This window comes from Frisingicoccus sp. (genome assembly GCA_016298055.1).
Taxonomy (GTDB): domain Bacteria; phylum Bacillota; class Clostridia; order Lachnospirales; family Lachnospiraceae; genus Frisingicoccus.
In genome coordinates, this window is sequence record JAEDDO010000121.1 from 1 (window position 1) to 5,399 (window position 5,399).

Genomic DNA, 5,399 nt, shown 5'->3' on the forward strand with positions numbered 1-5,399 from the left:
ATCTCTTCTACAGTTGCACCTTTGCGAAGAGCTTCATACATAATGAAATGACGTTCGCTGGATGCGGAGATCAGCATCTTGAGAAGCTGCTCTTTTGTCTTTGTATCGAAGTCTTTCACATGTCCAAGACCGTAACGTCCGGTTTCAAGGCTTCGGATCGCTTTCTGGAAAGCTTCTTTATAGTTTTTACCGATACTCATAACTTCGCCCACTGCGCGCATCTGAGTACCGAGTTTGTCTTCAACGCCTTTGAATTTTTCAAATGCCCAGCGTGCAAACTTGATAACAACATAATCTCCGTCCGGAACATACTTATCCAATGTGCCGTATTTGCCGCATGGAAGATCTTCCAGAGTAAGTCCTGTTGCCAGTTTTGCGGATACAAGAGCGATCGGGAAACCTGTCGCCTTGGAAGCCAGTGCAGATGAGCGGGATGTACGCGGGTTGATCTCGATAATAATATCTCTGTCTGTCTTTGGATCATGTGCCCACTGTACGTTTGTTCCGCCGATAACCTGGATCGCTTCAACAATCTTATAAGATTTTTCCTGAAGACGTTTCTGAACTTCCTCAGAAATTGTCAGCATTGGTGCGGAACAGAAAGAGTCTCCTGTATGAACACCAATAGGGTCAATATTTTCAATAAAACAAACGGTAATCATATTGTTGTTCGCATCACGAACAACTTCTAATTCCAATTCCTCCCAGCCGAGAACGGATTCTTCGACAAGGACCTCTCCAACAAGGCTGGCCTGAAGACCACGCGCACAGACTGTCTTTAACTCTTCTACATTATAAACAAGTCCGCCGCCGGCACCGCCCATCGTGTAAGCCGGACGAAGAACGACCGGATAGCCCAGTTCATCAGCAATTCGAAGTGCATCTTCAACAGAATATGCAATCTCACTGCGCGCCATCTCGATACCGAGGCTTTCCATAGTTTTCTTAAATTCCATTCGGTCCTCACCACGTTCAATGGCATCGACCTGTACACCGATAACTTCAACATTGTACTTTTCAAGTATACCTGCCTCAGATAATTCAGTACATAAATTAAGACCTGACTGTCCTCCAAGGTTCGGAAGAAGTGCATCTGGTCTTTCTTTCGCAATAATCTGCTCGATTCTGTCAATATTTAATGGTTCAATGTACGTCACATCAGCAATCTCCGGGTCTGTCATAATAGTCGCCGGATTGGAGTTGACCAACACGATTTCATAGCCAAGATTTTTAAGGGCTTTACATGCCTGTGTTCCTGAATAGTCAAATTCACATGCCTGTCCGATAATGATCGGACCGGAACCGATAATCAGAACTTTATGGATATCTTTTCTTTGAGACATCGTTTTTTCCTCCCGTTTGTTAATCTTCTAATTTTCAACAAATATTATACATGAAAAAAGATGGTCTAGCAATGCCAGATTCCATCTTTATGTAAAAATTTTTACTGAATATCCAATTTTTGACAATTATTTATGATAAGGCTCGTTCTGAATAATGCGGTAACTCCGGTAAATCTGTTCCAGCAAAATTACCCGCATCAGCTGATGAGGAAAGGTCATTTTTGAAAAACTTAAGAGCATATCTGCCTTTTTTAACACCTTATCCGAGAGTCCGAGTGATCCGCCAATGATCATCTGGATATGACTTGTCCCCTGGATACCCAGATTTTCAATCTTCGATGCCAGTTCTTCGGAAGAAAGCTGTTTGCCCTGAATAGCGAGAGCCACCACAAAAGCATCGCTGCTTATATTTTTTAAAATGCGCTCTCCTTCTTTATCTTTAATAAGCTCCACTTCATGCGCACTGGCATTGTCCGGCGTCTTCTCATCAGCCACTTCGATAATCTCCAGCTTACAATAGCGTCCAAGCCGTTTTGCATATTCATCGATTCCCATTCGGAAAAACTTCTCTTTGATCTTTCCCACACATAAAATACTGATCTTCATACCCGGCTCTCCCTACTGCCCATTGATCTTTTTGATGATCCAAAGAATGGCACCGGCAACAACAATCGCCGGAAGCAGCCATATGATGAGCCGTGTCACAAGCATGAGAACGACAAAAATAATGCAGAGAATGACCGCCATTGTTCCATAGACTTTAAACTTTGCCTTCCATGTCGGTTCTGTTTGTCCGGCATTTTCCCCATTCTCAGTGTATTCTTCGTAAACACTGTAACCGGCATTGCTTCCTCCGGCCTCAATGCCATCAATAATATTATGAGCAATACTTCTCGGATCTCCGAGCTCATCAAGCACCTCACTCTCGCTTCGGCCAAGACGGATCTGTTCATTTATATAGCCCTCATAATACTGTACCTGTTCATTGACTTGTCGGTCATTCAGCTCATCCGAAAGCGTTTCTCGCAATTTCATAAAAAATTCCTGTTTTGTCATAGTTCCTCCTCTCCATAAACACCATTTCCAACGACAGCAATACTGCATTGATCTTTTTTCAAATATTTTTCAAAAAAGCGGCGCACATCTTCTTCTGTCACTTGCCGGATATGTTCGAGTTCCTCCTCAAGAGTGATCACCCGATCATGAAGAAGCAGCGACTTTCCAAGGCTGCTCATCCGGTTATAACTGCTCTCATAGCCTAAAATAAGCTCCGCCTGAATCTGCCGAATGGCGATATCCAGCTCTTCACGGCTGATACCATTCTTTATGCCCCGGTCGATCTCTTTAAAAATTTCTTTCAGCACCTGTTCTGTCTGGGACGGCTGCATCGCTGCATAAATCTGAAAAAGCCCGGTCTGTTCATAAGAACTTCCGTAAGAATAGATTGCATAAGTCAGTCCAAGTTCATCCCGTATTTTCATAAATATCCTGGAATTCATGTTGCCGCCGAGAATATTATTGGCCACTGTCATCACATAACGTTCATCACTGAGAATCGAACAGCAGTCAAAAGCCACACATAAATGATTCTGTTCAATATCTTTCTCCCGTTTCCAGACAACCGGATGAAAATCAGGAACCGGTCCCGGATCCGATTTCTGTCCTTCAGGAATATTTCCAAAAGATTCTTTAATCCACCCGGTCATTTCATCCGCATCAAAATGTCCGGCAACGGAAATGACGATATTTTTGCCCACATAGTACTTATTAAAAAATTCCATGAGCTGCTGCCGGTCAAATTTGGAAACCACTTCTTTCTCTCCGGAAATCAGGAAGCCTAAGGGATGATCTTTCCACACTTCCATCTGAAGATGCTCATGCACAAGATCCTCAGGAGAATCTTCGTACATATCAATCTCTTCCAGTATAACTCCCAGCTCTTTTTTTAATTCTTTCTCATCAAACAGGGAATGACTGATCATATCCCCAAGAATATCCATTGCTTCTTTCGCATAAATGTCAAGGGTCTTCGCATAATAACATGTACAGTCTTTACACGTAAAGGCATCCATATTACCTCCAAGCGCTGTCATCTCATTGGCAATATCTGCCGCTGTCCGGTTTTTTGTACCCTTAAAGAGCATATGCTCGATCACATGGGCCATGCCGTTCGTCTGTTTATTCTCATACATAGAGCCGACCCGAATCCACACTCCGATGGAAACGGACCGATAGGATGGCATCTCTTCCATAATAATGCGAATACCATTTTTTAATTGTCGCTGATGTATCATTCCAATCCCTCTTACCAATATTGTTCAATACATTCCAGTATACTATAAAAATTATTAAAATAACAGCATATTTTTATGAAGACCCGATTGTATCCTTGTCGTAAATTGTGTTATACTGTTGCTATGATTAAAATACAGGGGGAACTTGTTATGAAAATCGGATTTGATCCGGACAAATATATTCTTGAACAGTCAAAATATATTCTTGAACGTGTAAATAACTATGATAAACTTTATCTTGAATTTGGCGGCAAGCTTATTTCAGACCTTCACGCCAAACGTGTTTTACCAGGCTTTGATGAGAATGCCAAGATTAAACTTCTTCAGCAGCTGAAGGACAAGTCAGAAATTATCATCTGTGTTTATGCCGGTGATATTGAGCGTAATAAGATCCGTGGTGACTTCGGCATCACTTATGATATGGATGTTTTGCGTCTTATTGATGATCTCAGAGAATACGGTCTTGAAGTCAACAGTGTTGTCATCACCCGTTACAGCGGACAGCCGGCCACTACTGTTTTCATCAACAAACTGGAACGCCGGAACATCAAAGTCTATACACATGAAGCGATCCTCGGCTACCCGACAGACGTTGACACGATCGTCAGCAGTGAAGGTTACGGACGCAATCCTTATATTACAACTACAAAGCCAATTGTTGTTGTCACTGCTCCGGGACCTGGAAGCGGTAAACTTGCTACCTGCTTAAACCAGCTTTATCACGAACATCGTCTTGGAAAATCTGCCGGCTACTCAAAATTTGAAACTTTCCCTGTGTGGAATGTGCCTTTAAAACATCCTCTGAATGTGGCTTATGAAGCTGCAACTGTGGATTTAAAAGATGTCAATATGATCGACTCTTTCCATTTGGATGCTTACGGTGAGATGGCCGTCAACTACAACCGTGATCTTGAGATGTTCCCGGTTGTGCGCCGTATTATTGAGCGTATTACGAATGAACCATCCGTTTATAAATCTCCGACAGATATGGGTGTAAACCGTGTCGGCTTCGGTATTATTGACGATGAAGTTGTCCAGGAAGCTTCCCGACAGGAGATCATTCGCCGTTATTTTAAGACATGCTGTGAATATAAAAAGGGATTAATTGATGAAGATGCCATGCAGCGCATGCATATGATCATGGAAAATATGGAATTAAAACAGGAAGACCGAAGTGTTGTCCTTCCTGCACGGGAATTGGCAGAAAAATACAAAGGTATTTTGATCAATAATGATATCTGTTCTGTCTGTGCGATCCAGATGGACGACGGTCAGATCATCACCGGTAAAAAATCTGAATTGATGAGTTCCTGCGGTGCCATGATCTTAAATGCGATCAAATATCTTGCAGGTATTTCCGATGAGATTCTTCTGATCTCACCAAACATCCTTGAGCCGATGATCAACCTTAAAGGCACCCATCTTCACAATAAATATACAGCGTTAAATACTGAGGAGATCTTAATTGCCTTAAGTATCAGCGCAGTGACAAATCCGGTAGCACAGCTGGCCATGGATAATCTGAGCAAACTCCGCGGTCTTCAGGCCCACTCAACGATCATGCTCACCCGCAACGATGAACAGTCATTAAGAAAGTTGGGAATTGATGTCACAAGCGATCCTTTCTATCCTTCAGACAGTTTATCTTACAACTAAACAACATTTCAATTTATTGAGCACTGCTTAACCGCGGTGCTCTTTTTTACACTTAAATGTATATTTTATGTGTAAAAGCTCATAATACTACTATCTTTTATTCTAT

The 5,399-nt window shown here is 42.2% G+C and carries 5 protein-coding genes; 1 reads left to right on the forward strand and 4 read right to left on the reverse strand.

What is annotated here, in order from left to right; genetic code table 11:
* From carB to QZZ35_RS08745, 4 genes are all read right to left on the reverse strand, one after another.
* A partial coding sequence (gene carB / locus QZZ35_RS08730) for a carbamoyl-phosphate synthase large subunit (RefSeq protein ID WP_291237052.1) occupies nucleotides 1–1,343 on the reverse strand: 1,343 nt, incomplete at its 3' end.
* Between the two features lie 126 nt (nucleotides 1,344–1,469).
* Nucleotides 1,470–1,949, reverse strand: a complete 480-nt coding sequence (gene rlmH, locus QZZ35_RS08735; protein WP_291237053.1) for a 23S rRNA (pseudouridine(1915)-N(3))-methyltransferase RlmH — start codon at nucleotides 1,947–1,949, stop codon at nucleotides 1,470–1,472.
* A 12-nt stretch (nucleotides 1,950–1,961) separates the two neighbouring features.
* Entirely contained in the window at nucleotides 1,962–2,399 is a 438-nt protein-coding gene (locus QZZ35_RS08740; protein ID WP_291237054.1) for a DUF1700 domain-containing protein, read from the reverse strand.
* The gene (locus tag QZZ35_RS08745; RefSeq protein ID WP_291237055.1) at nucleotides 2,396–3,637 is read right to left on the reverse strand and encodes a M16 family metallopeptidase; all 1,242 of its coding nucleotides are present in this window, start codon (nucleotides 3,635–3,637) and stop codon (nucleotides 2,396–2,398) included. The genes QZZ35_RS08740 and QZZ35_RS08745 overlap by 4 nt, the downstream gene beginning before the upstream one ends.
* A 150-nt stretch (nucleotides 3,638–3,787) precedes the next feature.
* Here QZZ35_RS08745 and QZZ35_RS08750 point away from each other — a divergent pair, with 150 nt between their 5' ends.
* Nucleotides 3,788–5,293, forward strand: coding sequence for a DUF1846 domain-containing protein (locus QZZ35_RS08750; RefSeq protein ID WP_291234341.1), 1,506 nt, complete (start codon nucleotides 3,788–3,790; stop codon nucleotides 5,291–5,293).
* Nucleotides 5,294–5,399 lie beyond the last annotated feature (106 nt).

Bases quoted from the DNA above. Each gene is read 5' to 3' on its own strand.
- QZZ35_RS08750 (WP_291234341.1), top strand. From the start codon at position 3,788: ATGAAAATCGGATTTGATCCGGACAAATATATTCTTGAACAGTCAAAA.
- QZZ35_RS08745 (WP_291237055.1), bottom strand. From the start codon at position 3,637: ATGATACATCAGCGACAATTAAAAAATGGTATTCGCATTATTATGGAA.
- QZZ35_RS08740 (WP_291237054.1), bottom strand. From the start codon at position 2,399: ATGACAAAACAGGAATTTTTTATGAAATTGCGAGAAACGCTTTCGGAT.
- rlmH (WP_291237053.1), bottom strand. From the start codon at position 1,949: ATGAAGATCAGTATTTTATGTGTGGGAAAGATCAAAGAGAAGTTTTTC.